Origin of the sequence: Pseudomonas maumuensis (assembly GCF_019139675.1) — a bacterium.
Lineage (GTDB): Bacteria > Pseudomonadota > Gammaproteobacteria > Pseudomonadales > Pseudomonadaceae > Aquipseudomonas > Aquipseudomonas maumuensis.
The window spans coordinates 3,988,131-4,013,090 of record NZ_CP077077.1 but is presented as its reverse complement, the minus strand read 5'-3'; the positions used below and the strand labels follow the sequence as shown (position 1 = coordinate 4,013,090).

Genomic DNA, 24,960 nt, shown 5'->3' with positions numbered 1-24,960 from the left:
TGTGGCGAGAAAGTAAGGTGCATAAAAAAGGGCCCCTTCAAAGGGGCCCCTGGGCCGCAGCCCGCCGCCCGGATAGGGCGCGCATGGTGACTCGAATTCAGTGTCCTCGTTCAGCCAACGGCGTGATTTTCGTTGAGTCTATGAATGCCAGCGGTGCCGGTCATGCCATCCCAGTTATCGCCGCGACCTTCGCGCCAGCCGTTGATCCAGGCTTGGCGTACAGAGGGTAGATTGAAGGGGCAAAGTTCGCGGGATTTGCCGGTGACTCCATACTGGTAGCCACGTGAATATGCTCTTTCCAACGGATCACGCTTAAGTCTTCTCATAGGGTGTTGCCCTCACTTGTTGACTGTAATGTCCCGTCGGCCTCTCCGAGGCCGGGCAGAATCGTTCTGCCGGTTTGCGCCCGCTGCCGGCGTCGCGGGCTGAAAGTGCCGCCCCGTTGCGGTGCGGCCTGAGATCAGTTCTAACGAATGCGAGTCACAGTGTGAATGATCGATTTGTCATAAGGACGTAACCTTTCCAAGGGTGAGGGGATAAGTAAATAAATGCGAATCAACCTTGTTTGCCGTTGAGCCCGCTATGATCAGGGTTTAGTCAACGTTGACGTCAATTGGCCAGCGTTGCCCGATGATGACAGTAATAATTTGTAATGCGACGAAGGGTCACATCTGAACCCTGGCTCCACGAAATTTTCATACTGCCCGACGATCCAAGCCATTTACGCCATCCGGCAAAGGCATGATCGAACGGGTGGCCAGGTCTGGCGAGTGTTTCGCCGGGCCACCCGAACGCCTGCAGGAAAGGCGTGCGGGCAAACAGCGGCAGCCGATGCGTCGGCTCGCCAATTACCTAGCCAAAGGCTCTGGATTGCACATGTCGGACCGTTTCGAACTTTATCTCACCTGCCCCAAGGGTCTTGAAGGCCTGCTCGCCGAGGAGGCCCGCCAATTGGGCCTGAGCGAGGTGCGTGAACACACCTCGGCCATTCGCGGCGACGCCGATATGGAAACCGCCTATCGCCTGTGCCTGTGGTCGCGCCTGGCCAACCGGGTGCTGCTGGTGCTCAAGCGGTTTTCCATGAAAAACGCCGATGACCTCTATGACGGTGTTCATGCCCTGGACTGGGCCGACCACCTGGCGGCCGACGGTACGCTGGCGGTGGAGTTCAGCGGCCATGGTTCGGGTATCGACAACACCCACTTCGGCGCCCTGAAAGTGAAGGACGCCATCGTCGACAAGCTGCGTAACCGTGAAGGCCTGCGCCCGTCGGTGGAGAAGGTCGACCCGGATGTGCGCGTACACCTGCGCCTGGACCGTGGCGAGGCAATCCTGTCCCTCGACCTGTCCGGTCACAGCCTGCACCAGCGCGGCTATCGCCTGCAGCAAGGTGCTGCGCCATTGAAGGAAAACCTGGCGGCGGCGGTGCTGATCCGCGCGGGCTGGCCACGCATTGCGGCCGAGGGCGGCGCCCTGGCTGACCCGATGTGCGGTGTGGGCACCTTCCTGGTCGAGGCGGCGATGATCGCCGCCGACATCGCCCCCAATCTCAAGCGCGAGCGCTGGGGCTTCAGCGCCTGGCTCGGCCATGTGCCGGCGCTGTGGCGCAAGCTGCACGACGAGGCCCAGGCCCGTGCTCAGGCAGGCCTGGCCAAGCCACCGCTGTGGATCCGTGGCTACGAGGCCGATCCGCGGCTGATCCAGCCGGGGCGCAATAACGTCGAGCGCGCAGGCCTGGGCGACTGGGTGAAGATCTACCAGGGTGAGGTCGCCAGCTTCGAACCGCGCCCGGACCAGAACCAGAAGGGCCTGGTGATCAGCAACCCACCCTATGGCGAGCGCCTGGGCGATGAGGCCAGCCTGCTGTACCTCTACCAGAACCTCGGCGAGCGCCTGCGCCAGGCGTGCATGGGCTGGGACGCGGCGGTGTTCACTGGTGCGCCGGAGCTGGGCAAGCGCATGGGCATCCGCAGCCACAAGCAATACGCTTTCTGGAACGGCGCATTGCCGTGCAAGCTGCTGCTGTTCAAGGTCCAGCCGGACCAGTTCGTCACCGGCGATCGTCGCCAGGCCCAGTCCGAGGCGGGCGAGAACGAGCCGCGCCGCCAGGCCCCGGTGGCCAGCGAGCCGGCGCGCCTGTCGGAAGGTGCGCAGATGTTCGCCAACCGCTTGCAGAAAAACTTCAAGCAGCTGGGTAAGTGGGCTCGTCGCGAGAAGGTCGATTGCTACCGCGTGTACGATGCCGACATGCCGGAGTACGCCCTGGCTGTCGACCTGTATCACGACTGGGTACACGTGCAGGAGTACGCCGCGCCCCGTTCGATCGATCCGGACAAGGCCCAGGCGCGCCTGCTCGACGCGTTGAGCGCGATTCCCCAAGCCCTCGGCGTCGATCCGCAGCGCGTGGTGCTCAAGCGTCGGGAACGCCAGAGCGGCACCCGTCAGTACGAGCGCCAGGCCACCGAAGGACGCTTCCAGGAAGTCAGCGAAGGCGGCGTCAAGCTGCTGGTCAACCTCACCGACTACCTCGACACCGGCCTGTTCCTCGACCACCGCCCGATGCGCCTGCGTATCCAGCGTGAGGCGGCGGGCAAGCGCTTCCTCAACCTGTTCTGCTACACCGCCACGGCCAGCGTGCATGCAGCCAAGGGCGGCGCGCGCAGCACTACCAGCGTCGACCTGTCGAAGACCTACCTGGACTGGGCGCGGCGCAACCTGTCGCTCAACGGTTTCTCCGAGCGCAACCGCCTGGAGCAGGGCGACGTCATGGCCTGGCTGGAGAACGCCCAGGACAGCTACGACCTGATCTTCATCGACCCGCCGACCTTCTCCAACTCCAAGCGCATGGAAGGGGTGTTCGACGTGCAGCGCGACCATGTGCAGCTGCTCGACCTGGCCATGGCGCGCCTGGCGCCGGGTGGTGTGCTGTACTTCTCCAACAACTTCCGCAAGTTCCAGCTCGACGAGCACCTGGCGACGCGGTATGCGGTGGAGGAAATCAGCGCCCAGACCCTGGATCCGGACTTCGCCCGCAACAACCGCATCCATCGCGCCTGGCAGCTGCGTTTGCGCTGAACCGACGAGGTACATGGCGTGGCCACTGGCCAGCGGCTATAAAGCAGGACAGGGCGGGACAATACGCAGGACGCTGACGTTGCTGAGAGTCCTCTATGTCGAACCCAGGCGTACCTGCGAAGCCGCTTGGCCTGTTCGGTGACGAGCTGTCGGCCTGGGGCGTGGCCCTGGCGGCGCTGGTCGCCGGGGCGCTGCTCACGGCCGCGCTGGCCATTGCCACGCAGACATTCTTCAAACAACAACTGCGCCAGCGCTTCGAGCTGCTGGCCAGTGAGCGCTACAGCCGCATCGCCGAGCGTTTCGAGGAGCAGGAGCAGCGCCTCGATGGCCTGCGCCGCTTCTTCGCCTACTCCAGCGAAATCACCCCCCGCGAATTCGATGGCTATGCCGGCCCGTTGCTGCATCGTACCCAGGCCTATTCCTGGGCGCCGCGGGTAGCGTCCGGGCAGCGCGCGGCCTTCGAGCAGCGTGCCAGCGCCTTGCTTGGGCAGCCTTACCAGATCCGCGACCTGGATGCCCAAGGGAGGTGGCAGGCGGCGGCGGTGCGCGATCACTATTACCCGGTCCTGTACACCCAGGCGGTGAGCCGGCAGACCCAGCCCTATGGCTTCGACTTGGGCGGGCAGGCCTCGCGCGCCGCGACCCTGGCCCGGGCGTCGAGCCCTGGCAGCATGGCGGTGTCCGCGCCACTGGACATGATCAACGTCGAGCCGGCCTACACCCGCGGCCTGTTGATAGTCGCTCCCGTGTTCGCTGACGTGGCGCCGGCGGATCAGTTGCCGCAAGGCTATGTCATGGCCTTGCTGAGTGTGCATCAGTTGATCGCCGAAAGTCTGCCGACGGTGGCCGATGACAATCTGGTCGTGCGCATCCTCGATCTGTCCACCGAAAGTGGCCATGAGGTGCTGTTCGACTCGGGCCTGCCGCCGGCGCGCATGGGCTTTGCCAGCAGCCACCTGTTGCACTTGGCCGATCATCATTACCAGCTCGATATCCGCCCCAGCCTGGGCTTTCTTGCCGCCAATCGGTCCTCGGCGGTACCTGTGGTGGCATTGCTCGGCGGCTTGCTCAGTGTGCTGCTGGCGCTGCTGCTCTACAGCCTGTTCAGTCAGCGCCAGCGAGCCTTGGGCCTGGTGGCCCGGCGTACCGCTGAGTTGCGCATCAGCGAGCAGTCGCTGCGCGAGACGCATAACCAGTTGCGCAGCGTGCTTGATGCCGCGACCCAGGTCGCGATCATCGCTACCAGCTTGCGCGGTGTGATCGGTACGTTCAACGCTGGCGCCGAGCGCATGTTGGGCTATTCGGCCGGTGAGGCGCTGGGCCAGCTGCGGCTCGAAGATCTGGTGTTGCCCGATGAGCTGCACCAGCGCGCCCATGCCTTGAGCGTGCGCTTTGGCCGTGAGGTGGGCGCGGGCCAGGCGATGTTCGCCGAGACGGTACAGGAGGGGGGCGTGGAACCGGCGGACTGGACGCTGGTGCGCAAGGACGGCAGCCATCTGCTGGCCAACATGCTGGTGACCGCGGTGCTGGACGAGCAGGGCTTGTGGGTGGGTTACCTGGCGATCTGCATCGACGTCACCGAGCGGCGTCGGGTACACGAAGCCCTGGCGGCCCGCGACCGTCTATTGGAGAAGCTCAGTGCCGAGGTGCCGGGCGGGATCTACCAGTACCGCCTGGATGCCGATGGCCATTCCTGTTTCCCCTACGCCAGCCAGGGGCTGCACGACATCTACGAGGTGGACCTGGCGGTGCTGCGTGAGGATGCCGCGGCGGTGTTCGAGCGTATCCATCCGGATGATCTCGAGCGCGTGCGCCGCTCGGTGCGTTACTCCGCCGAGTACCTCGCGCCATGGCGCGAGGAGTACCGGGTGTGCCTGCCGCAAGCGGGGCTGCGCTGGGTGCGGGGGGAGGCGACGCCGGAGATCGGTGAGCATGGCAGCACGCTCTGGCATGGTTACCTGACGGATATTTCGGATCTCAAGCGGGTCGAGGAGGAGTTGCGGGCACTGTCGGTGACCGACGCCTTGACCGGAATCTACAACCGGCGCTATTTCCAGGAGCGGTTGCGCAACGAACTGGATCGGGCGCAGCGTGAGGGGCTGGACCTGGCGGTGATCATGCTCGATATCGACCACTTCAAGCGGATCAACGATCAGTTCGGGCACGCGGTCGGAGACCATGTGCTGCGCAGCCTGTGCCAGCGGATCGGGCATCGGCTGCGGCGCACCGATGTGTTCTGCCGGCTGGGCGGCGAGGAGTTCATGGTGCTGTGCCCGGGGAGCGATGCCGAGCAGGCACGGATGCTGGCGCAGGAGCTGTGGCAAGGGGTGCGCAGTGTGCCGGTGGAGGGGGTCGGGCGGGTGACGGCGAGTTTTGGGGTGGCGGGGTGGCGGGTTGGGGAAGGCGCGGATGCGCTGCTGTTGCGGGCAGATGCTGGGGTTTATGTGGCCAAGCAGGGAGGTAGGGATAGGGTGGAGGGGGAGTTGTCTTGACGTGGGATTGATCTTTCAGTCGATGATTTGATGGGGGTGTAAGTGCATTCATGTGGACGCATAGCTACCATCGCCAATGAAGGCACTTACAACCATCAAACCAACCCTTGGAAAGGCCAAGCCCCCTCAAATTAGGGCATCACGCCAACCGTTCCATTCCCGGCCCTGGGCTGCCGATAAAGATCCAGCAACACCTGGTCCAGCACCTGCGAAGCTCCCCAAGGTTTTGGGTCATTGAGAATGGCCGCCACCGCCCAGGTATGCCCGTTACTGTCCCGGCTGAACCCGGCGATCGCCCGCACGGTATTCAGAGTGCCGGTCTTGATGTGCCCTTCGCCACTCATGGCGGTGCGCTTGAGCCGCTTGCGCATGGTGCCGTCCATCCCCACCAGCGGCATCGAGCTGATGAACTCGGCCGCATATGGGCTCTTCCAGGCTGCCTGCAACAGAGCAGCCATCTCACGGGTACTGACCCGCTCCGCTCGGGACAGGCCTGAACCATTCTCCATCACCAGGTGGGGCGCGGTGATGCCTTTCTTCGCCATCCACTGACGTACGACACGTTGGGCGGCACGGGCGTCGTCGCCGTCGGCGTCGGTGCGGAACTGTGCGCCAAGGCTGAGGAACAACTGCTGGGCCATGGTGTTGTTGCTGTACTTGTTGATGTCGCGGATCACTTCCACCAGGTCTGGCGAGAAGGCCCGAGCCAGCAGGCGTGCGCTCTTGGGTACGTTCTCGATGCGGTCGCGGCCTTGGATGCTGCCGCCCAGTTCGTTCCAGATGGCCCGTACGGCCCCGGCGGCATAGGTCGGGTGATCCAGCAGCGCCAGGTAAGTCTGTGAGTTGCAGCCGTCGGCGAGCTGGCCGCTGACCGTCACGCTGACACCGTCGGGCTGCATTACCGGGTTGTAGCGCACTTCGCCGGTGCATTGCTTGCCCGCCACGGCCTTGACCTGGTTGTCGATGCGGATGCTGGCGATCGGTGGTTCGACCGACACGTTGACCTTGCCACCGTCGTTACGGGCTACGAAGCGCAATGCCTTGAGGTTGACCAGCAGCGAGTCCGGCTTGACCAGGAACGGTTTGTTGTCGTCACCGCCGTCATCGTTGAACTGTGGCAGGTTGGGCTGCACGAAGTGGCTGCGATCCAGCACCAGATCGCCGGTCACGGTACGCACACCATTGGCCCGCAGGTCGCGCATCAGCAACCAGAGCTTTTCCATGTTCAGCTTGGGGTCGCCGCCGCCCTTGAGGTACAGGTTGCCATTGAGCACGCCGTTGCTCAGGGTGCCGTCGGTGTAGAACTCGGTTTTCCACTGGAACGTAGGGCCCAGCAGCTCGAGTGCGGCATAGGTGGTGACCAGCTTCATGGTCGAGGCAGGGTTGACCGAAACGTCTGCGTTGAACACCGTCGGTGTGCCCGGGCCGTCCAATGGCAGCATGACCAGTGACAGGGCCGAGTCCTGCAGTTTGTTGGTCTTGAGCGCCTGTTGCACTTTCGGGGGCAGATTGGTGTTGACGGTGGCGGCCTGGATGGACAGCGACAAGGGCAGGAACAGGCCGGCGAACAATAGTGGGCGAAGCGTCTTGATCATAAATGGATAAACCCTGCAGGCGAGGGGAAAAGACAATGAGGCTGTAGGAAATGATGGCCCCAGTACGAATATAGTGCGCATTATGCCCCAAGCGTGCTCGGCATGGGCCTCATTCGACGGAAAAGCGCCGTTGTGCGCCGGAAACTGGTAAAGTGCCGCGCGTAATTAATTGAGAGGATTGTTTCATGGCTACCAACCGTTCCCGTCGCCTGCGCAAGAAACTGTGCGTGGATGAATTCCAGGAGCTGGGTTTCGAACTGAACCTGGGCTTCAAGGAAGACCTGTCCGATGAAGCCATCGATGCCTTCCTCGATGCTTTCCTGGCTGATGCCATGGATGCCAACGGCCTGGACTATGTCGGCGGCGATGACTTCGGTCTGGTCTGCTCCGTCAAGCGTGGCTCGGTCAGCGAAGAGCAGCGTGCCGCGGTCGAAGCCTGGCTCAAGGGCCGTAGCGAACTGACCAGCATTGAAGTCAGCCCGCTGCTGGATGCCTGGTATCCGGAAAAGCCGATCAACCCGGCTTCCTGATCGATTTCGGCGGTACGCCCTGTACCGCCCTTATCCCGCCTCGGCCACGCGCTGCAGTTGCCTGGCCAGGGCTTTCTCCAGGCGGCGCATGTGCCGTGCCAGCGCCTGACGGCGTTTTTTCAGTTCGCTCTGGGGCAAGTTCGTTTCCTCCAGTGCTTCGCAAGCCTCGATCAAAGACTTCGCATCCAGCATCCTTCCTGCGCTGAGGATTTTGTGCGCCTGTAATGCCAGCTCGTCGCCCTCGTTGCAAGGATCGAGGGCCATCAGGATCTGCAGGTCTTGACGCAGGCTCAGGAGCAAGGTTTCGAGGATGCGGTCGCGGTCGGCGAGGTTGTCGCCGACGATCGTGGACAAGCCTTTGAGGTCGAAGTGCGGTGTGGACCCAAGGGCATCATCGCGCTGCCGGTCGATCCGTGTGATGGCCCTCAGGCGTTGCCCCAGCACCTGCAGGCCGATGGGTTTGAGCAGGCAGTCGTCCATGCCGGCATCGATGCACTGCTGGCGTACCTCGGGCTGGGCGTTGGCGGTGTAGCCAAGAATGGTGCAGCGCGGCCGGTTTTGCAGGCGCTCCTCCGTGCGCACGGTCCTGGCCAGCGCGTAGCCATTCATCTGGGGCATGTTGCAGTCGACGATCAGCACATCGAAACAGCCCTCACGCCACTTGCGCAGACCTTCGCTGCCCTCCTCGGCGCTTTCCTGATTCAGGCCCAGGTAGTCCAGCTGCTGAGCCATCAACAGCAAGTTGGCCGGGTGGTCGTCGATCACCAAGATGCTCAGTTGCTCGTCCGGCGGCAGGATCTGCTCGATGGGGCGCGGCAGGGCCGCGACCGGCTCGACGCATTGCAACTGCATCACCAGGCGTACACGGGTGCCGACACCTTGCAAACTCTGCAGGGTAAGTTCGCCGCCCATCATGGCGCACAGGTCACGGCTGATGACCAGCCCCAGCCCGGTACCGGCCCGGGCGCCGTCACTGTAGGGGTTGGCCTGTACGAAGGGCGAGAACAGGCGCTGTAGGTCTTGCTCGTGGATTCCGATCCCGCTGTCACGGACCTCCAGGTCGAGTGTCGGCAATGCCGAATCGCCATCTTTGCGTATCTTGACGGTAATACGCACTTGCCCCTGTTCGGTGAACTTGATCGCATTGCTCACCAGGTTCGACAGGACTTGCTTGAAGCGCAGCGGGTCGAGCATTGCATGACAGCGGGCTTCGCGGGCTATCACGACATCCAGCACCAGGCCTTTGTGGCGGGCCAAGCCGTCGAACACGCGTCCGACCGACTCGACCAACGCCGCGAGGTCGACGGGTTCTGGTACAAGGGACATTTGCCCGGACTCGATCCGGGCGATATCCAGGATGTCACCGATCAACCCCAGCAGATCGCTGGCCGAATGATGGGCGACCTCCAGCGCGGGTCGATCCAGCTTACCCTGCTCGGCGCGTTTCAAGGCCAGTTCCAGCATGCCGATCAGCGCGTTCATCGGCGTGCGGATCTCATGGCTGATGGTGGCCAGGAACGTGCTCTTGGCCCGGTTGGCATCATCGGCCTGCTGCTTGGCCAGGCGCAGGTCCTGGACCAGGGCGCGGCGTTCGCTGATGTCGATCCAGCCACCGATGATGCCTTGCATCTCTCCCACCGAATCGCGATATGGCAGGATCCAGTGGTAGATGGTCAGGTCGCGGTCCTTCAGGCGCAAAGGGCGATCGAGGATCAAGGGTTTACCCAGCGCCATCACTCGCTGGTAGTCGTCCTGGATCTGGCGGGTGTAGTCGCAGTCGCTATAAGGGGCATCTTCCAGGCGTTTGCCAAGGACTTGCTCGAGGCTGGCGCCGACGGCTTGCAAATAGCTGTCGTTACAGCTTTGCAGGCACCCCTCGCGATCACGCACATACATGGGGTGGGGCGTACCATTGAGCAGGGCCCCCATGAATTCCAACTGGTCGTTGAGTGCCCGTTCAGCCCGCTGGCGTTGCTTGATCTGACGGCGCAGCCGGGCATTCCATACCAGTGCGAGCACCAGTAGGACCGCGATCACCCCCACCACTTGCAGGAATACTCGGCGGTAGCTGCGCCAGTAGGCGTCGTCACGCAGGCCATGGTCCCGCCAGCGGCTGTTGATCACCCCCAGCTCCTCCGGCGAAATACTCAGTAGTGCTTTGTCGAGAATCGAGCCCAGCTCGCTGGCGTCGGGTGCCGTCGCCATGGAAAAGGCTGCGGGTTCCGTGCCCACCGTGCTGCGGATGACCAGGTTGTTGCTGGTGGCGAGCATATGGTTGGCATCGATGAGGGTGGCAATCGCCGCATCCACCGCACCGCTGCCGAGCAGTACCATGGAGTAGTAGGTGCTTTCGGTGGCGACCTGGCGGATCCGTGGGTGGCGTGTCGCAAGCAGGGCGGCCACGGTGCTGTCGCGGGGAACGGCGACCCGCTTGCCCGCGAGTTGCTTGAGGCTGCTTGGCTGATCTGTGCCGGTATGGCTGACCAGCACGTAGGCGCTCTCAAGGTAGGGGCGGCTGACCTGTAGCGGGCTGCCCCGGCGGGCATCGGTGGACAGGCTGGCGATGATGTCGGCGCGCCCGGACTCGAGCTGGTTGATCATGTCGCCATCGCCACTGGCACGGCGGATCTCGAAGCGCAGACCGGTACGCAGGCGAATAAGTTCGAGCAGGTCGGCGACGACCCCTCGTAGGCGTTCATTGCTGTCGAAGAACGTCAATGGCGCGGCGGTGTCGTTGACCGCCACGCGCATGATCGGGTGCTGGCTCAGCCACTGTTCCTCGCGTGTCGATAACTGCAGCTTGCGATCGGTCAACAAACTGCCGCTGCTGGCGCTCCAACGTTTGAAGATATCGTTGCGGGTGGCGCTGGACTGGGCGTCGAGTGCTGCATCCACCAGCGACTGGAGGGTATGGGCGCCCTCGCGCATGGCGAAGCTGAAGCCCACGGCTTCATGTTTGCCGAAGTTGGCCATGCGCACATGCGGTAGGTGACCTTGGCTGATCAGGTAGTGCGTGGAGATGGTGTCACCGATGAACACGTCGGCCTGCTCGAAGGCCACCGCATTCAGGGCTTGGGTGGACGACTCGAAGGTCAGCAGCTCGGCCTTGGGGTAGTTGGCGTGGATTTCTCCGGGCGGCAGGTAGTGATACAGCATGCTCAGGCGCATGCCTGCCAGGCCGGTGTCCAACGCGCGGCTCTCGTCCTCGCGGGTCACCAGTACGGGTTGATCGATGGCATAGGGGCGTGACAGTGCCAGGCCCTGGGTGACGGCCTCATAGCCGTTGGCGCTGCCCAGCAGATCGATGTGGCCGCTCTTGAGCGCCGCGACCGCCGCCGGTCGACTGGGAAAACGTTGCACGCGTACAGGCAGGCCCAAGGCACTGCCGATCAAGCCGGCGTAGTCGGCGGTCAGCCCTTGGTACTCGCGCCCGCCCGTGGCGATGTCAAAGGGCGGGTAGTCGGGTGCCGAGGTGCCGAGCACCAGCTCCTTGCGCGATGCGATCCAGGCGCGTTGCGCCACTGTCAGGGTCGGCCGGACCGATGTCGGTGCGGAGCGGCTGAGCAGCGTGTAGGTGCGGCCCATATCGACCGTCACGCCGCCACCTTGTAGCGGCGTGCCCAGGCAGAGCAGTAAAACAGCGATGTACCTCCACGTCATCATGTCAGACCAATGCGTTGCGTTTGGCGACGTCGATCAACTCCACCAATGTGCTGGCACGCAACTTGTGCATGAGGCGTTTCTTGTAGGTGCTGACGGTCTTGTTGCTGAGAAACATGCCCTTGGCAATTTCCTTGTTGCTACGGCCCTGGGCAAAGAGCTGCAGGACCATCAACTCCCTGTCGTTGACCTGGCGGAACAGTTCCAGCTCCTGGTTGCTGCCAGTCGGTGGTGGATTGAGTGCCTGGCTAGGGAAATAGTTGTAGCCGGACAGTACGGCTTTGATGGCACTGAGCAGTTCGCTGAGATCTTCCTGCTTGCACACATACCCGGCCGCACCGGAGTGCATGCAGCGGATCGCGAACAGTGCAGGTGATTGCGCGGTCAGCACCAGGACCTTCAGCGGGATGGCCATGGCCTGCAGGCGCGAGAGCATTTCCAGGCCATCGAGCTTGGGGATGCTGATGTCCAGAATGACCAGGTCCGGTGGGGTTTCGCGGATCAACTGCATGGCGTCCACGCCATTATCCGATTCACCGACCACCCGGTATCCCTGGTTTTCCAGCAACATCCGAATCGCCAGGCGTATTACGGGATGGTCATCAACGATAAAGACTGAGTGCATATTCAACATTCCAGGCTGCGGGTGAAGGCAGCCGGCACATTAGCTCAGTTGAATGTCGACGGGCAGGGAAGTGGGTGGCAAATCCGGGATATAGGAATTAACTTACAGCGCAGGCAAAACTTTGCTACGGGCGATGTAGATATTGGTAGGTATTTGTCAGGAGTTGATAACTTTTCTAGGGCTTGGTGATTGGAGAGTTTAATTTCAAGTTTCCAGTATAGGATTTTTCATACAAATTAAACGTGGGTGGCAAACGCTCGCCTACCACCCGGCTTACCCTTACTTCGGACTGGAGCGTCCGGTCATTTCCAGTGCCATTTCGCTGGCATAGCTGTCGGTCATGCCAGCGATGAAATCGATCATGCGCAGGAACGCACCATGCAATGAGCCATGTGGGTCGGGGGCATTGTTGCCGATCAGGTCCAGCACACGCCGGCTCTTGAACGATGGCGTGCGTCCACCGTGCTGTTCCAGGGCGGCGCCACAGAAGGTGTTGAGCAGGATCTCCAAGGTCGTGTAAGCACCGATCTCGTGCAGGGTCTTGCGTTTGTCCTGGAAGATTTTTTTACGCGCCATATCCTTGGCCTGGAGCACGCAGCGTTGTGCCGGGCCATGCATGTGTTCGACCAGATCGCCGCTCAGCCGGCCGGCGAGCAGAGCGCCTTGTTGTTCGACGAAGGCCTGGGCTGCGGCGTTGGTCAAATGCTCGATAGCCTTGCCGCGCAGGATCGCCAGCTTGCGCCGGCGTGACTCGCCCGGACCCAGCAGGCGGTAGGTTTCCGGCAGATCGTCACCCACCAGGTCGAGCAGCAGCGCCTCGACTTCGGCATATTGCAGCAGGTCCATCTCCAGCCCGTCCTCCAGGTCGATCAAGGCGTAGCAGATGTCGTCCGCAGCCTCCATCAGGTACACCAGAGGATGGCGCGCCCAGCGCTGGTGCTCGAGCTGGGGCAGGCCAAGCTTGCCGGCGATCTGTTCGAGCAGTACCAGTTCGCTCTGGTAGCAGCCGAACTTGTGCTTCTTATAGCCCAGGGCATCGGCGTGGCGCGCTGCCCAAGGGTACTTGAGGTAGGCGCCGAGCGTGGCGTACGTCAGGCGCATGCCACCGTCGAACTGGTGGTACTCGAGCTGCGTAAGCACGCGAAAGCCCTGGGCATTGCCTTCGAAATTGAGGAAGTCGGCACGCTGGTCGTCGCTCATGTCGTCAAGCCAGCCGCGTCCGGCGGCCTGCTGGAACCAGTGGCGGATGGCGTCCTCGCCGGAGTGGCCGAACGGCGGGTTGCCGATATCGTGGGCCAGGCAGGCCGACTGCACGATCATTCCCAGGTCGCTGGGCTCGCACCAGTCCGGCAGTTGGCCGCGTAGGGTCTCGCCGACACGCATGCCCAGCGAGCGTCCTACGCAGCTGACTTCGAGAGAATGGGTGAGGCGGGTGTGAATATGGTCGTTGCTCGAGACCGGATGCACCTGGGTCTTGCGTCCCAGGCGGCGGAAGGCCCCGGAGAAGATGATACGGTCGTGGTCCTTGTGAAAGGGGCTGCGGCCAAGCTCCTCGGGGCTGTAGAGGGCCTTGCCCAGTCGTTCGCGGGTCAGCAGGGTTTGCCAGTCCAAGGCGTGTTCTCCGATCGTAGAGTCGGGATAGCTTCCTGTGTCCGGCGCGCCCGCGCAAGGGCCGGGCGCGCTTCGGCATCAGGGACGACGGCTGGCGAGGAACAGGCGGATCAGGGGCACCAGGCCGGTACCCAGGCGGACCAGGCGTGTCAGGTTGCCGCTGCGCACCCCCTTGCCGGTGAGAAAGCCCAGGGCAACCACGGCGCCAATGCCCCACAGCGAGCCGTGCTTGACCCCGAGGCCTTCACCGAAGGAGCTGCCCATACCGCGCAGGCGACGGACCGGTTCGAGCAACTGCCCGGATTCGTGGCGGATTTCCTGGCGGTGCATTTCCATGCGCAGGCGCAGCAGCGCCTTGCGCAACTCCCGCGGGTTACGGGTGTTGGGTAGTTCTGGCAGGCTCATGGCAGCAGGCGCTCCCGATCCTTGGCCAACTCCTCGAGGGTGGCGTTGAAGGGCGAGGACTCGTCGAACACCGCGGCCTTCAGGCGCAGGCCGCAATACAGCGCGGCGATCCCGTAGAACACGCACAGGCCGATGATTCCGGCCAGGCGGTAGCTGTCCCACAGCAGCACCAGCACCAGGCCCGACAGGGCGGTCAGCAGCAGCAGGGCGAACACCAGCGCCAGACCGGCGAACAACAGCAGGCTCAAGGTTCGAGCCTTCTGCTCCTGCAACTCGATACCGAACAGCTCGATATGGCTGTGCAGCAAGCCCAGCACAGCTGCGCCCAGGCGCCTGCCGGAGGCGCCCGTGCCGATGGCTTCGTTGTCCATGAAGGTTCCTCAGCGCTTGGCCAGCAGACCGATCAGCAGGCCGACGCCGGCGGCGATGCCGATGGCCTGCCACGGATTCTCCTGCACGTACTGCTCGGCGCTGCCCAGGGCCGCCTGGCCACGGGCGCGCACCGAGTCCTGGGTCAGTTGCAGGGTTTCACGAGCCTGGACCAGGCGATCGTGGATCTGCTCGCGCAGTTCATCGGCCTGGTCGCCTGCCAGGTTGGCCGTGTCGGCCAGCAGCTTTTCGGTGTCGCGGACCAGAGCCTGGAAGTCAGCCATCAGTATGTCTTGTGCAGTCTTTGCCGATTTGCTGGCCATGAGTGGGCCTCTCCCTGTGGATGTGTGTGGCTATTTCGAGTGATCGGTGGCGCGGAAGGTTCAGCGGGATGTGTTGGTACAGCGCTTGCTAAAAAGCGGTGCGTGTCCGCCGAGGCCTGCGCCGAAATCATGCGCGCTTGATGCGGAGACCCCTAAACCTTAACCCAATCCACGACAAACCCAAGAAAAAACCACGCAGGCACCCCCGGGTCACCGAAACGGGGCGGGGGCCTGGCACCGATGCGGTGCATGGATGCCGGTTCTTGAACTGTCCTGGTGCCTTTTTGCAGGTCTGCCACTACATGGAAAACACCCACAGCGCGATGGACTCCCTGGTCCACGGCTCCAACACTTTGTTCATCCTCATGGGCGCGATCCTGGTTCTGGCCATGCATGCGGGGTTCGCCTTTCTCGAGGTCGGCACGGTGCGGTACAAGAATCAGGTCAACGCCTTGTCGAAGATCCTCAGCGATTTCGCCATCTCGGCGCTGGTGTACTTCTTCGTCGGCTACTGGATCGCCTATGGCGTGAGCTTCCTGCAGCCGGCGGCGGTGCTGGCCGGCGACCATGGCTACGCGCTGGTCAAATGTTTCTTCCTGCTGACCTTCGCCGCGGCGATTCCGGCAATCATTTCCGGCGGCATCGCCGAACGGGCACGCTTTGCGCCGCAACTGTGCGCAACGGCGTTGATCGTGGCGTTCATCTACCCGTTTTTCGAAGGCATCGTGTGGAACGGCAACTTCGGCTTGCAGGCCTGGTTGCAAGCGCGCTTCGGTGCGCCGTTCCACGACTTTGCCGGCTCCGTGGTGGTGCATGCCATGGGAGGCTGGCTGGCGCTGGCGGCGGTGCTGCTGCTGGGCGCGCGCCGCGGCCGCTATCGCGATGGCCGGCTGGTGGCGTTCGCGCCCTCGAGCATTCCGTTCCTGGCGCTGGGGTCGTGGATCCTGATCGTCGGCTGGTTCGGCTTCAACGTCATGAGCGCGCAGACCTTGCAAGGGGTGAGCGGGCTGGTGGCGATCAACTCGCTGATGGCCATGGTCGGTGGCACCCTGTCGGCCCTGCTGGCCGGGCGCAACGACCCCGGCTTCCTGCACAACGGCCCGCTGGCCGGCCTGGTGGCGGTGTGCGCGGGTTCCGACCTGATGCATCCGGTGGGGGCGCTGGTCACCGGCCTGGTGGCAGGCGGGCTGTTCGTCTGGTGCTTCACTGCGGCGCAGAACCGCTGGAAGATCGACGACGTGCTGGGTGTGTGGCCGTTGCACGGCCTATGCGGTGTGTGGGGCGGCATCGCCTGCGGCGTGTTCGGGCAGGTGGCTCTGGGTGGTTTGGGCGGTGTCAGCCTAGTCAGCCAGCTGTTGGGCAGCCTGTCGGGTGTGCTGGTGGCGCTGGTCGGTGGCTTTGTCGTTTACGGGGCGATCAAGGCGTTGCATGGCTTGCGTCTGAGTCATGAGCAGGAGTTCCAGGGCGCCGACTTGTCTGTGCATCGGATTGGCGCCACCAGTCAGGATTGAGGCAGGTCAGGTGCGCGCGGGCTGGGACGGACCTAGAATAAGCATCCCTTCCTGCGATCTTGCGGATTTACGCATGCTGCCTGAAACCCAATTGTTCGGCACCCTCGGGTGCCATCTGTGCGAAGTGGCCGAAGCTGTGCTGATGCCCTTCGTCGAGCACGGCTTGCTGGTCGAGCTGGTCGATATCGCCGACAGCGAGGCGCTGTTCGAACGCTATGGGCTGAGCATCCCGGTGCTGCGCCGTTGCGACACCGGCGCCGAGCTAGGCTGGCCGTTCGATGCCGAGCAGGTGGTGGCCTTCCTCGGCTGAGTCGCGCATTGACGAGCAGCTGGCTCGCTCCGTATGCTGTATATAAATACAGTATCCGAGGTGAATCCATGCTCAATGTCGAGCAACTCAAGTACAGCATCAATCACATGGCTCCCGAGCGTGTGTGCGAGGCCGTGCTGGAACTACGCCTCGACGGCATCGTCACCGACGAGCGCACACCGTTCGGCAAGGTGCATTTCAACACCTGCTTCGCCGAGATCGAGGCGCTGTTCCAACGCGCCGGCTTCCACCGTCCGCTGGACGTGGTGGGCTACCAGGGCCTGATCTACGCCCTCTACGATCCGGGGCGCTGGGACGCGGTGCAGGTGCTGCGCTGGCTCAAGGCGCGTTGCGAGCCGGCCAGCGAGGCTGGTTGAGGGGCGGGGGGTAGGAGATAATGTCCGCCCACGCAGAACCGAGCCCGATGATGACCACGCCTTTCGACCCCGCCCGCCAGCAAGCCAGTACCGTATGCCTGCCTCCGGGGCCCTGGGCAAACGTGCTCGACTGCCTGTGCGATCATTTCAAGGGCATCGCGCGTGAGCAATGGCTTGACCGCTTCGCCCGGGGCCGGGTGCTGAATGCCGACGGCCAGCCTATTGCGGCGGATACGCTCTATCGGCGGGGCATGCGCTTGCACTACTTCCGTGAAGTGCCCAACGAGAAGGTGATCCCGGTGCAGGAAGAAATCCTGCATGTCGACGAGCACCTTGTGGTGGCGGACAAGCCGCACTTCCTGCCTGTGACGCCCACCGGCGAGTACGTCGAGCAGACGCTGCTGCGCCGGCTGATCCGGCGCCTGGGCAACCCGCACCTGGTGCCGCTGCACCGCATTGACCGGCACACCGCCGGGCTGGTGCTGTTTTCCGCCAACCAGCAAAGCCGTAGCGCCTATCAGCGCCTGTTCCCCGAGCGGCGCATCGACAAGCACTACCAGGCCATCGCCGCGGCGATGCCGCAGCATGATTACCCTCTGGTGCATCGCAGCCGCCTGGTACATGGCGAGCCGTTCTTCCGCATGCATGAGGTGGAAGGGGTCGACAACAGTGAAACCCACGCCTGTGTGCTGGAGAAAAATGGCGATCTGTGGCGCTATGGCCTGTCACCGGTCACCGGCAAGACCCACCAGTTGCGCGTGCATATGGCGGCGCTGGGCGCGGGGATCTGCAACGATCCGTTCTATCCGCAGCTGGTCAACGAGCAGGATGATTACGCACGGCCACTCAAGCTGCTGGCCCATAGCCTGCGTTTCGAGGATCCGTTGACGGGTGAGGTGCGTTACTTCGAGAGCCGGCTGAAGCTCGACTGGTAAAAACATCGCCGGCAAGTCGGCTACCACAGAGATGGCGCTTGGCCTGAGGGCGGCGCGATCAGTGTGGGAGCCGGCTTGCCGGCGATGCGCCGCTTGAGCGGCGCCTTTTGCCTTCAGCGGTTGAAGCGTTCCACCAGCGAGTACTGGGTACCCGCCGTGCTGGTCAGCTCTTCGCTGAGCAGCGCCGAACGCTGGGCTTGGCCGGCGGTCTGGTCGGCGAGGTCGGCGATGGTGCTGATGTTACGGCTGATCTCCTCGGCCACCGCGCTCTGCTCTTCGGTGGCGGCGGCGATTTGCGTCGCCATGTCGGTGATGTTGGCCACGGCTTCGCTGATACCCACCAATGCCTGGTCGGCCTGCATGACCCGCTCGACGCCTTCCTGGGCCTGGCGATGGCCGGTCTCCATGGTCTGCACCGCGTTGTTGGCGGTCTGCTGCAGCTTGGCGATCAGGGTGTGGATCTGCCCGGTGGACTCGGCGGTGCGCTGGGCCAACTGGCGAACCTCGTCGGCCACCACGGCGAAGCCGCGGCCCATCTCACCGGCACGCGCCGCTTCGATGGCTGCGTTGAGCGCCAGCAGGTTGGTCTGGTCGGCGATGCCCTTGATCACATCGACCACGCCGCCAATCTCGTCGCTGTCCTTGGCCAGCTGGGTGACGGTCAGCCCGGTCTCGCCCACCGCGGCCGACAGTCGCTCGATGGCGTCACGGGTTTCACCAGCGATATCGCGACCCTGGCTGGTCAGGCGATTGGCCTCCTGCGTCGCGTCGGCGGTGCGCTGGACATGGTTGGCCACTTCCTGGGTGGTGGCGGCCATCTGGTTGACGGCGGCGGCGACCTGCTCGGTTTCCACGCGCTGGCGCTCCAGGCCCGACGAGCTCTGGTGGGCCAGGGTGTCGGACTGGCGGGCCTGGTCGCTGAGCTGCTCGGCGCTGTCCTGCAGGCGGGTCAGGCAGGTCTTCATCCGTGCGTCCTGGCTGAGCATGGCCATTTCCAGGCGTGCCTGGACGCCGCGGCTGTCGGTATACATTTGCGCGATCAGCGGGTCGGAGGTGGTCTGTTCTGCCAGGCGCAGCAGGCGCTTGAGGCCACGTTGCTGCCAGCTCAGTCCAAGCAGGCCGAGCGGCACCGACAGGCCGGCGGCCAGGGCGAAGCCCCAGGAGTGGCCCAGCCAGTTGCCGATCAGGAAACCGACCTGGCTGATCAGGATGAACGGCAGCCAGTCCTGCAGCACGGGCAGCCATTTGTCACGTTTCGGGATGGCCGACTTGCCCTGGTTGATGCGCTGGTACAGCGCCTCGGCGCGGCGAATCTGCTCGGCGGTGGGCTTGACCCGCACCGACTCGTAGCCGACTACCTGGTTGCTGTCGAAGATCGGCGTGACGTAGGCATTGACCCAGTAGTGGTCGCCCGACTTGCAGCGGTTCTTGACGATGCCCATCCACGGCAGGCCCTGCTTCAGGGTTTGCCACATATGGGCGAACACGGCTGGTGGTACGTCGGGGTGGCGCACAAGGTTGTGCGGTGCGCCCATCAGCTCATCGCGGGAAAAACCGCTGATCTCGATGAAGGCATCGTTGCAGTAAGTGATCACGCCCTTGGCGTTGGTGGTGGAGATCAACCGCTGCTGGGCAGGGAAAGTCCGTTCTCTCTGGGTAATCGGCTGGTTGTTACGCATTGGCTGTTCAATCCGCAAGGCTTTCGACGAGTATCGGCAAGCCTCTGGTTTTATTGAATGAATATTTGACTGCCTTGATCTGGGGCAATGTGCCATCAGTTCGGTTGAGCTATCGCAGCCGACCTGATCGCAACCATTGCCTTCAATATTGCAGTTTTCTTTATAAATGATGACGAATAGGTCTGATCATGACCGATTGTTCAACTTGGAGCCAGCATCGGGTAGCTGAACAGGGCGAAGTGCGCCAGGTTGACGCAGGTATGGCACACGACCGCCGCTGCCAACCCGCCATGGCGATAGGCCAGACCATATCCCACCCCGGCCAGCGTGGCCAGGTAGAACCACTGCCAGCCACCGCCCAGGTGCGCGAGGCCGAACAACAGCGCGGCCACCAGCAGCGCCAGCCCCTCATGTTTGAACAGACGTTGCAGGCTGCCCTGGATGTAGCCCCGGAACAGCAATTCCTCGGTCAGGCTCACCAGCAGCAGGTTGTTGGCCAGCCACAGCCAGGCCTGGTCCGGCCATTTCGGTGCCCAGGCCACCATCCCCAAGACCCAGGCGCCGCCCAGGCAGGCGAGCAGGGTAAGCGGCAGGATCAGCGCCAGGCTTATGGCCAGGCCGCGACCGCGCAGCATTACCAGCCAAGGGCAGGCCAGCAGCAGCCACAGGCCGATCAGCGGTTTGTCGAGGTTCAGATACATCGAGAAGGGCACCGCGCCTTCGCTCAGGACGGCCTTGTCGATGACGCGAGCGCCATGGAAACCGGGCAGCCAGTGCAGCGCCAGGGCGACGGCGAGAACGATGAACAGTAGATGGCCGAGGCTTTGTTGCCAGCGTACCGGGCGTCGGGCGAGCAATGCGCTGCACAGCAGTGCGAGCAAGGCGGGCAGGGCGACCAGGTCGATACTGCCGTGGATCAGTGCGAGGGTGTAGCCGAGGCCGAGCAGGAGCAGGGCGATCCAGTGGAGAGGGGGCATGACGTTTCCTTAGTGCCGGTGAATCCGAGGAGGGTAGGACTCCTCGTTTGGCCTTCAGGACACCTGAAACCACCCGTGCGGGGCAAGCCCCCACATCGCGTGGGAGCGGGCTTGCCCCGCGATGGGGCCTTAGCCTGCGATCAATTGCCGCAGCACATAATGCAGGATCCCCCCCGATTTGAAGTACTCCACCTCATTGAGCGTATCGATCCGGCACAGCACCTCGATCTGCTCCTGGCGCCCATCCTCGCGGGTAATGCGCAGCGGTAGGCTCATGCCCGGGCGGATCTGCGCATCGGTCAGCCCCAGCACATCGATGCGCTCGCTGCCGGTCAGCCCCAGGCGCTTGCGGTCGTCCCCGGCCTTGAACTGCAGCGGCAGCACGCCCATGCCCACCAGGTTGGAGCGGTGGATGCGTTCGAAACTCTCCGCCAGCACCGCCTTGACCCCCAGCAGATTGGTGCCCTTGGCCGCCCAGTCGCGGCTGGAGCCGGTGCCGTATTCCTGCCCGGCGATCACCACCAGCGGCGTGCCATCCTGCTGGTAGCGCATGGCGGCGTCGTAGATCGACAGTTTCTCGCCCGTGGGTACATACAAGGTGTTGCCGCCTTCCTCGCCACCGAGCATTTCGTTGCGGATGCGGATGTTGGCGAAGGTGCCGCGCATCATCACCTCATGGTTACCGCGCCGTGAGCCGTAGGAGTTGAAGTCGCGCGGTTCCACGCCCTTGCCGCGCAAGTAGCGCCCGGCGGGGCTGTCGGCCTTGATGTTGCCGGCCGGGGAGATGTGGTCGGTGGTCACCGAGTCGCCGAGCAGGGCGAGGATGCGTGCGTTGCGCACATCACCGATCTCCGGCAGCGGGCCGCCGATGTCATCGAAGAAGGGTGGGTGCTGGATATAGGTGGAGTCGTCCTGCCAGACATAGGTTGCGGCCTGGGGCACCTCGATCGCCTGCCATTGGGCGTCACCGGCGAACACCTCGGCATATTCCTTGTGGAACATGCGGGTGTCGACATTGCTGACCGCCTCGGCGATTTCCTGCTGGCTTGGCCAGATGTCGCGCAGGTACACGGGCTTGCCGTCCTTGCCGGTACCGAGCGGGTCCTGGCTGAGGTCGACGCGCACGCTGCCGGCCAGGGCGTAGGCCACGACCAGCGGCGGCGAAGCCAGCCAGTTGGTCTTGACCAGCGGGTGTACCCGGCCTTCGAAGTTGCGGTTGCCCGACAGCACCGAGGCGACGGTGAGGTCGGCGCTGCCGATGGCCTTCTCGATCGCCTCGTCCAGAGGGCCCGAGTTGCCGATACAGGTGGTGCAGCCATAGCCGACCAGGTCGAAACCGAGCTGATCGAGGTAGGGGGTCAGGCCTGCGGCCTTGTAGTAGTCGGTGACCACCTTGGAGCCGGGGGCGAGCGAACTCTTCACCCAGGGCTTGCGTTGCAGGCCTTTCTCCACGGCTTTCTTCGCCACCAGCCCGGCGGCCATCATCACGCTGGGGTTGGAGGTGTTGGTGCAGGAGGTGATGGCGGCGATCACCACCGCGCCGTCGCGCAGGGTGTGGGTCTGGTTTTCGTGGGTGTAGTCGATCTCGCCAGCCTGGTCGGCGTTGCCCACCGCCACGCCACCGCCGCCTTCGCTTTCCAGCCGGCCGACTTCCTTGGCCAGCGGTTTGGGTTGCAACTCGATGAAGTGGTCGAAGGCCTGGCGCACCTGGCCCAGGGCGACGCGGTCCTGCGGGCGCTTTGGCCCGGCCAGGCTGGCTTCCACATCATTCATGTCCAGCGCCAGGGTGTCGCTGAACAGCGGCTCCTGGCCGGGTAGGCGCCACAGGCCCTGGGCCTTGCAGTAGGCCTCGACCAGTTGCACGGTCGCCTCGGGGCGGCCGGACAAGCGCAGGTAGTCGAGGGTCACCTGGTCGACCGGGAAGAAGCCACAGGTGGCGCCATACTCGGGGGCCATGTTGGCGATGGTGGCGCGATCGGCCAGCGGCAGGTCGGCCAGGCCGTCGCCATAGAACTCGACGAACTTGCCCACCACGCCCTTCTTGCGCAGCATCTGCGTGACCGTCAGGACCAGGTCGGTGGCGGTGATGCCTTCGCGCAGTTTGCCGGTGAGCTTGAAGCCGATCACCTCGGGGATCAGCATCGATACCGGCTGGCCGAGCATGGCCGCCTCGGCTTCGATGCCACCCACGCCCCAGCCGAGCACGCCGAGGCCATTGATCATGGTGGTGTGCGAATCGGTGCCGACCAGAGTGTCGGGGAAGGCATAGGTGCGGCCTTGCTCCTCGCGGGTCCATACCGTGCGGCCCAGGTACTCGAGGTTGACCTGGTGGCAGATACCGGTGCCCGGCGGCACCACCCGGAAGTTGTCGAAGGCGCTCTGGCCCCAGCGCAGGAAGGCGTAGCGTTCGCCGTTGCGCTGCATTTCGATGTCGACGTTCTGGGCGAACGCGGCCGGGGTGGCATAACGGTCGACCATTACCGAGTGGTCGATCACCAGGTCCACCGGCGACAGCGGGTTGATCCGCTGCGGGTCGCCGCCGGCCTTGGCCATGGCCGCCCGCATGGCGGCCAGGTCGACCACCGCCGGCACGCCGGTGAAGTCCTGCATCAGCACACGCGCCGGGCGGTACTGGATCTCGCGGTCGGAGCGGCGCTCCTGCAGCCAGGCGGCCAGGGCCTTGAGGTCGTCGCCGGTGACGGTCTTGCCGTCTTCCCAGCGCAGCAGGTTCTCCAGCAGTACCTTGAGCGACATGGGCAGGCGCTGCAGGTCGCCGAGCTGGCGGGCGGCGTCGGGCAAGCTGAAATAGTGGTAGGCGCGGTCGGCCACCTGGAGAGTCTTGAGGGTTTTCAGGCTATCGAGCGAGGGCATTTACAACTCCTTGTGCTCCGGTGCCCGGCGACTGCGGGTCGCTCGCCGGTGTCACCGCTCTGGACCAGTCCGCACGGCACGGACCTGGCTGAACAGTCAGGTTAGACCGGTTTGCCGGCCCCGACCCTTTTCTGGACCGATGGGGCGTGTCGCTGGTTCCCGACTTCCTTTATCATTCGCCGCCCTGGCGCCGTCTGCGCCAGTGATGTGGAGTGAGAAATGAATACCCTGTTCATGCATTGCCGGCCCGGCTTCGAGGGCGAGGTCTGCGCCGAAATCAGCGAACACGCCGCCCATCTGGGCGTGCCCGGCTATGCCAAGGGCAAGCCGCAGAGTGCCTGCGCCGAGTTCGTCTGCACCGAGCCCGGCGGCGCCGAACGCATGATGCAGGCGCTGCGCTTCGCGCAGTTGATCTTCCCGCGTCAGTGGGCCCGCGGCACGTACGTCGAGCTGCCGGAAACCGACCGCATCAGCGTGCTGCTCGAGCACCTGGCCGCGCTGCCGGTGTGCGGCAGCCTGTGGCTGGAAGTGCTCGACAGTAACGATGGTAAAGAGCTGTCGACCTTCTGCCGCAAGTTCGAGGTGCCGCTGCGCAAGGCCCTGGAGAAGGCCGGCCGCCTGGTCGATGACGCCCGCCGTCCGCGCCTGCTGCTGACCTTCATCAGCGGCCGCCGGGTGTTCCTCGGCCTGGCCGAGGCCGACAACTCGGCGCTGTGGCCCATGGGCATCCCACGCCTGAAGTTCCCCCGCGAGGCCCCGAGCCGCTCGACCCTCAAGCTCGAGGAAGCCTGGCACCAGTTCATCCCGCGCGAGCAATGGGATGCGCGCCTGAACGACGACATGAGCGGTGTCGACCTGGGCGCCTCGCCCGGCGGCTGGACCTACCAGCTGGTCAAGCGTGGCATGCTGGTCACCGCCATCGACAACGGGCCGATGGCCGAGAGCCTGATGGACACCGGCCTGGTCACCCATCTGATGGCCGACGGTTTCGCCTGGCAGCCGAAGCAGACGGTGGACTGGATGGTCTGCGATATCGTCGAGAAGCCGGCGCGCACCGCTTCGCTGATCGAGACCTGGCTGGGCGAAGGGCTGTGCCGCGAAGCGGTGGTCAACCTGAAGCTGCCGATGAAGCAACGCCATGCCGAGGTTCGCAAGCTGCTGGAGCGTATCGAGGCCGGGTTCAAGGCACGCAAGGTAAAGGTGTCGATCGCCTGCAAGCAGCTGTATCACGACCGTGAGGAAGTGACCTGCCACCTGCGTCGGCTGGATCTCAAGCCGCGCTGAGGCCATCGCGGGGCTGTGACAGCCCCGCTTCATGCGCCACAATGACGATCATTTTGCGGAGCCTTCCATGACCGATTTCACCCACGACGCGATCCTCGACGCCACCGGCCTGAACTGCCCGGAGCCGGTGATGATGCTGCACAAGCACGTGCGCGAGCTGGTTTCCGGCGGCGTGCTCAAGGTCATCGCCACCGACCCGTCGACCCGCCGTGACATCCCCAAGTTCTGCATCTTCCTCGGCCACGAGTTGCTCGGTCAGCAAGAAGACGCCGGAACCTACCTGTACTGGATCCGCAAGAAGGCCGACTGAGCCCGCCGCGATCGCGCTACA

Annotated in this window: 20 protein-coding genes; 9 read left to right on the top strand and 11 right to left on the bottom strand. The window is 64.0% G+C overall.

From position 1 onward, the window contains the following. Positions 1-110 precede the first annotated feature (110 nt). On the bottom strand, positions 111-326 hold the full coding sequence (rmf, locus tag KSS90_RS17880) for a ribosome modulation factor (RefSeq protein ID WP_003248687.1): 216 nt from the start codon (positions 324-326) through the stop codon (positions 111-113). 550 nt (positions 327-876) lie between these two features. Here rmf and rlmKL point away from each other — a divergent pair. Together rlmKL and KSS90_RS17870 are read left to right on the top strand one after the other, a co-directional pair. Then, positions 877-3,075, top strand: coding sequence for a bifunctional 23S rRNA (guanine(2069)-N(7))-methyltransferase RlmK/23S rRNA (guanine(2445)-N(2))-methyltransferase RlmL (gene rlmKL / locus KSS90_RS17875; RefSeq protein ID WP_217866650.1), 2,199 nt, complete (start codon positions 877-879; stop codon positions 3,073-3,075). Between the two features lie 95 nt (positions 3,076-3,170). After that, positions 3,171-5,567, top strand: coding sequence for a sensor domain-containing diguanylate cyclase (locus tag KSS90_RS17870; RefSeq protein ID WP_217866649.1), 2,397 nt, complete (start codon positions 3,171-3,173; stop codon positions 5,565-5,567). A gap of 131 nt (positions 5,568-5,698) precedes the next feature. Here KSS90_RS17870 and dacB read toward each other — a convergent pair whose 3' ends face one another. Then, positions 5,699-7,162, bottom strand: coding sequence for a D-alanyl-D-alanine carboxypeptidase/D-alanyl-D-alanine endopeptidase (gene dacB / locus KSS90_RS17865; protein WP_217866648.1), 1,464 nt, complete (start codon positions 7,160-7,162; stop codon positions 5,699-5,701). Between the two features lie 185 nt (positions 7,163-7,347). On the opposite strand from dacB, the gene KSS90_RS17860 reads away from it, so the two are divergent. Then, positions 7,348-7,692, top strand: a complete 345-nt coding sequence (locus KSS90_RS17860) for a YggL family protein (RefSeq protein ID WP_046856427.1) — start codon at positions 7,348-7,350, stop codon at positions 7,690-7,692. Positions 7,693-7,722: 30 nt separating this feature from the next. Here KSS90_RS17860 and KSS90_RS17855 read toward each other — a convergent pair whose 3' ends face one another. The 6 genes from KSS90_RS17855 to KSS90_RS17830 all read right to left on the bottom strand — a co-directional run bounded on the left by KSS90_RS17855 (position 7,723) and on the right by KSS90_RS17830 (position 14,685). Next, a complete protein-coding gene (locus KSS90_RS17855; protein ID WP_217866647.1) occupies positions 7,723-11,355 on the bottom strand; it encodes a transporter substrate-binding domain-containing protein in 3,633 nt (1,210 codons plus the stop codon). A 1-nt stretch (position 11,356) separates the two neighbouring features. Continuing rightward, positions 11,357-11,977 (bottom strand): response regulator transcription factor, encoded by a 621-nt coding sequence (locus KSS90_RS17850; RefSeq protein WP_217866646.1) that lies wholly within the window; start codon positions 11,975-11,977, stop codon positions 11,357-11,359. Between the two features lie 279 nt (positions 11,978-12,256). Then, positions 12,257-13,588 carry a deoxyguanosinetriphosphate triphosphohydrolase gene (locus KSS90_RS17845; protein ID WP_217866645.1) on the bottom strand — a complete coding sequence of 444 codons (1,332 nt, stop codon included), beginning with the start codon at positions 13,586-13,588 and terminating at the stop codon, positions 12,257-12,259. Positions 13,589-13,666: 78 nt separating this feature from the next. After that, positions 13,667-13,993 carry a hypothetical protein gene (locus tag KSS90_RS17840; protein WP_217866644.1) on the bottom strand — a complete coding sequence of 109 codons (327 nt, stop codon included), beginning with the start codon at positions 13,991-13,993 and terminating at the stop codon, positions 13,667-13,669. After that, complete coding sequence (locus KSS90_RS17835) at positions 13,990-14,364, bottom strand: phage holin family protein (protein WP_217866643.1); 375 nt, start codon at positions 14,362-14,364, stop codon at positions 13,990-13,992. The genes KSS90_RS17840 and KSS90_RS17835 overlap by 4 nt, the downstream gene beginning before the upstream one ends. 9 nt (positions 14,365-14,373) lie before the next feature. Continuing rightward, positions 14,374-14,685 carry an ElaB/YgaM/YqjD family protein gene (locus tag KSS90_RS17830; RefSeq protein WP_023631678.1) on the bottom strand — a complete coding sequence of 104 codons (312 nt, stop codon included), beginning with the start codon at positions 14,683-14,685 and terminating at the stop codon, positions 14,374-14,376. A 302-nt stretch (positions 14,686-14,987) separates the two neighbouring features. Here KSS90_RS17830 and KSS90_RS17825 point away from each other — a divergent pair, with 302 nt between their 5' ends. The 4 genes from KSS90_RS17825 (at position 14,988) to KSS90_RS17810 (ending at position 17,818) form a co-directional block, all read left to right on the top strand. After that, a complete protein-coding gene (locus KSS90_RS17825) occupies positions 14,988-16,196 on the top strand; it encodes an ammonium transporter (protein WP_217866642.1) in 1,209 nt (402 codons plus the stop codon). 73 nt (positions 16,197-16,269) lie between these two features. Next, positions 16,270-16,506, top strand: a complete 237-nt coding sequence (locus KSS90_RS17820) for a glutaredoxin family protein (protein ID WP_217866641.1) — start codon at positions 16,270-16,272, stop codon at positions 16,504-16,506. Between the two features lie 68 nt (positions 16,507-16,574). Further along, entirely contained in the window at positions 16,575-16,883 is a 309-nt protein-coding gene (locus KSS90_RS17815; RefSeq protein WP_217866640.1) for a transcriptional regulator, read from the top strand. A 50-nt stretch (positions 16,884-16,933) separates the two neighbouring features. Then, complete coding sequence (locus KSS90_RS17810) at positions 16,934-17,818, top strand: pseudouridine synthase (RefSeq protein WP_217869824.1); 885 nt, start codon at positions 16,934-16,936, stop codon at positions 17,816-17,818. Between the two features lie 113 nt (positions 17,819-17,931). Here the strand turns inward: KSS90_RS17810 and KSS90_RS17805 are convergent, their stop codons facing one another. The 3 genes from KSS90_RS17805 to acnA form a co-directional block, all read right to left on the bottom strand. Further along, entirely contained in the window at positions 17,932-19,497 is a 1,566-nt protein-coding gene (locus KSS90_RS17805; protein WP_217866639.1) for a methyl-accepting chemotaxis protein, read from the bottom strand. Between the two features lie 200 nt (positions 19,498-19,697). After that, the gene (locus tag KSS90_RS17800; RefSeq protein WP_217866638.1) at positions 19,698-20,474 is read right to left on the bottom strand and encodes a CPBP family intramembrane glutamic endopeptidase; all 777 of its coding nucleotides are present in this window, start codon (positions 20,472-20,474) and stop codon (positions 19,698-19,700) included. A gap of 129 nt (positions 20,475-20,603) precedes the next feature. Next, positions 20,604-23,345, bottom strand: coding sequence for an aconitate hydratase AcnA (acnA, locus tag KSS90_RS17795; protein WP_217866637.1), 2,742 nt, complete (start codon positions 23,343-23,345; stop codon positions 20,604-20,606). 219 nt (positions 23,346-23,564) lie between these two features. Between acnA and rlmM the strand changes: the two genes are divergently transcribed. Together rlmM and tusA are read left to right on the top strand one after the other, a co-directional pair. Then, entirely contained in the window at positions 23,565-24,629 is a 1,065-nt protein-coding gene (gene rlmM, locus KSS90_RS17790) for a 23S rRNA (cytidine(2498)-2'-O)-methyltransferase RlmM (protein WP_217866636.1), read from the top strand. 67 nt (positions 24,630-24,696) lie between these two features. Next, positions 24,697-24,939 carry a sulfurtransferase TusA gene (gene tusA, locus KSS90_RS17785; protein WP_139672427.1) on the top strand — a complete coding sequence of 81 codons (243 nt, stop codon included), beginning with the start codon at positions 24,697-24,699 and terminating at the stop codon, positions 24,937-24,939. Positions 24,940-24,960 lie beyond the last annotated feature (21 nt).